Genomic DNA, 2500 nt, shown 5'->3' with positions numbered 1-2500 from the left:
GTTGGAATTTCAACTCTGTAAATCTATTCTTAAAATGTGGAAACTACAACAAATCGCGATTTTACGAACAAATTTTAAAAGTAGGATTCCTACTTTTAGAAAATTCTTTCTCATCTTCTTACACCGAACTCACATTATTTAGAAATTCAAAACTTAAAAACCGCCGTATTTTCGTGGGAAATATTTTAGAAACACTAAAAACTTGTTCCAAAACCTCAAAAGAATTATGATTGCTAAGTCGCTAATGACAAAATGCAGTAGTTCCCACAAATTACCTCTCTTAGGTAGATTACGGACTTTGTATGTTCTGGCACATCGGTAACACTTTAGACCGGAGAGATGGGGGACATTTTTTTCGTTGTTCGATAGGAGTTCCTACAATTTTGAGGTAAGTTCTAAAAACGAATAGATATGATTGAAAACATCAAAGACCGCAATAATTTAAAACGACCTCTCATATTTGCACATCGAGGCTTCAGCGGAGAATTTCCTGAAAACACAATGATTGCATTTCAAAAGGCAATTCAAGTGAAAGCCGATCTGATCGAATTGGACGTTACTCTTTCCGAGGACAGGGAAGTTGTGGTCATTCACGATGATGATTTAGATCGAACGACCAAATTGGTAGGAAACGTTCGGAAATTCGAAGCTAAAATACTAAACGAATTGGACGCGGGTTCCTGGTTCTCTCGAAAATTCAGAAAAGAAAAAATTCCTCTTTTAAAAGATGTCTTACGTTTGATCCAAAAATCCAAAACCGATTTAAACATAGAAATCAAATCAACGGCCTTGGATCCCTACATGAATGAAAATTCGATCGAACTTAGTGTCTTGAGTTTGGCTCGTCAGTTTCAATTGCTACCTCGAATTGTAATTTCTTCCTTTTCCTGGGAATGTTTGGAAAGGGTTCGCAAGCTCAATCAGGAAATAAAATTAGGTGTTCTGGTGGGAGACGGAAACGGAGACGTCTCCGAGGCAATCGTTTTCGGAGAAAAGATCAAAGCGTGGAGCATTCATCCTTCTATGGAAGACGCTTCGGAAGAAAACTTAAGGTTGATATCGGAAAAAAATTTCCTAAGCGTCGTTTATACGATCAATGAGGCGGAAGAGATAAAACGATTTTTAAGTCGAGGAGCGGACGGTCTTTTTACGAATTTTCCGAAATTAATGAGAACGTTGGTGGAAAAGAAATTTCGATATTCCCCAAAACGTACGATTTAAATTGGTAAAGGATTATAATTCCTCCCAAGAATTTTCTATTTTATCTCAAAGTCCTGTTATACAGTAGTTAGATGTCAGGGTTTTAGGAGTCAGTGAATAGGTGTAAAGTCCTAAAATCAGGTTTACAGAACTCAGGCGTCTCGCTTCTGTTGCGCTCGACGGGGGTTTAGACAAACCTTTAGTTTCTTTCCACCGGATCGATGTCCGTATTGATCCAATATTCATCACCGTAATCGAAGAATAATTCTTCTCCCACCTTTACCTTTCGGATTGCTTCGAATCTCGCTGTTTTCCAACGAACGGATACGACAAGTTTTACGTTCGGCTTAGAACTATGATTCATAAAACGAGTATAATTACTTTCCTTTCCCTCTCCGTAAATCCAATGATCCTTACAAATCCAAAGTAAGTATTTCGATCCGCAGTATTTGGAGGAGTTTGCAATTTTATCGGTAAGAATTCTACCGGTATAATATCCGATAGTATCTCCTTTGTTTACGTTTTCTTTCGGGAAAAGCCCCATCCCGATTCCAGAAATCGACGAAGCTTTGATCTCAAAGTCCTTTTCATGGAAAATACGGGAACGCGAAATCTTCTTACGTAATTGCATCGTTGAAACTAAAACTCCTGAATATGAACAGAATTTATGCTATCATTCCCAAGAGAGTATAAAATTTGCAACTGAATTCCGAATGTCCGTCTTAAAAGAGATTCTCCACAGCGATCCATCTCTTAAGTTTGGTCTTTTCCAAGACCAAATCTCCGCCACAGATAGTTTTCGCAAAATTTTCATAGAAGATCCAAAAATCAAACACGGCGCAATGAAACAACTTGTTCTTCATTTCAAACTTAACGATTGATTGACTGTTCCCATAAGATCCCGTCGAGCGCCAATAGAAGCGAGACGTTGAGTTTTATCGAGCGCCAATAGATTAGTATGATTCTTGGATGTAAGACAGTTCCGAATGTGATATTCTTGATTCGACGGAGTCAAGAAGGCCGGTGGCAGATTGATCGCTTCTTTGGGGCTTAGACCCCGACCAATAGATGAATCTAAATCGGCCACCGCAAACCAAAGTGTGGCGGCTTAACAAAGTCGACCGCGAATAGGAGTGCTGGTGATATCACCCGGCTTTGTTAAGCCCTTCCGTCTCTGTCATTTTAGGAGAAAAGCAATGAAAAGTCAAGATGGCAAATATGTAGGAATTGATTGTGGAAAGAAAACTTTAGAGGTTGTTCGAATCAATTCGGAGAACTCGCTTGAACGTCGACAATTCAG

Annotated in this window: 2 protein-coding genes; one reads left to right on the top strand and one right to left on the bottom strand. The window is 39.0% G+C overall.

All coding sequences use genetic code 11. The features are described from left to right. The first annotated feature begins 411 nt into the window (after nucleotides 1-411). Nucleotides 412-1221 carry a glycerophosphodiester phosphodiesterase gene (locus LEP1GSC062_RS08625; RefSeq protein ID WP_020984000.1) on the top strand — a complete coding sequence of 270 codons (810 nt, stop codon included), beginning with the start codon at nucleotides 412-414 and terminating at the stop codon, nucleotides 1219-1221. Between the two features lie 178 nt (nucleotides 1222-1399). Here LEP1GSC062_RS08625 and LEP1GSC062_RS08620 read toward each other — a convergent pair whose 3' ends face one another. Further along, nucleotides 1400-1831 carry an SET domain-containing protein gene (locus LEP1GSC062_RS08620; RefSeq protein ID WP_010577010.1) on the bottom strand — a complete coding sequence of 144 codons (432 nt, stop codon included), beginning with the start codon at nucleotides 1829-1831 and terminating at the stop codon, nucleotides 1400-1402. Nucleotides 1832-2500: the final 669 nt, after the last annotated feature.

Origin of the sequence: Leptospira alexanderi serovar Manhao 3 str. L 60, from assembly GCF_000243815.2 — a bacterium.
GTDB lineage: Bacteria > Spirochaetota > Leptospiria > Leptospirales > Leptospiraceae > Leptospira > Leptospira alexanderi.
This window is presented reverse-complemented; position numbering and strand designations above follow the sequence as displayed.

Bases quoted from the DNA above. Each gene is read 5' to 3' on its own strand.
- LEP1GSC062_RS08625 (WP_020984000.1), top strand. From the start codon at position 412: ATGATTGAAAACATCAAAGACCGCAATAATTTAAAACGACCTCTCATA.
- LEP1GSC062_RS08620 (WP_010577010.1), bottom strand. From the start codon at position 1,831: ATGCAATTACGTAAGAAGATTTCGCGTTCCCGTATTTTCCATGAAAAG.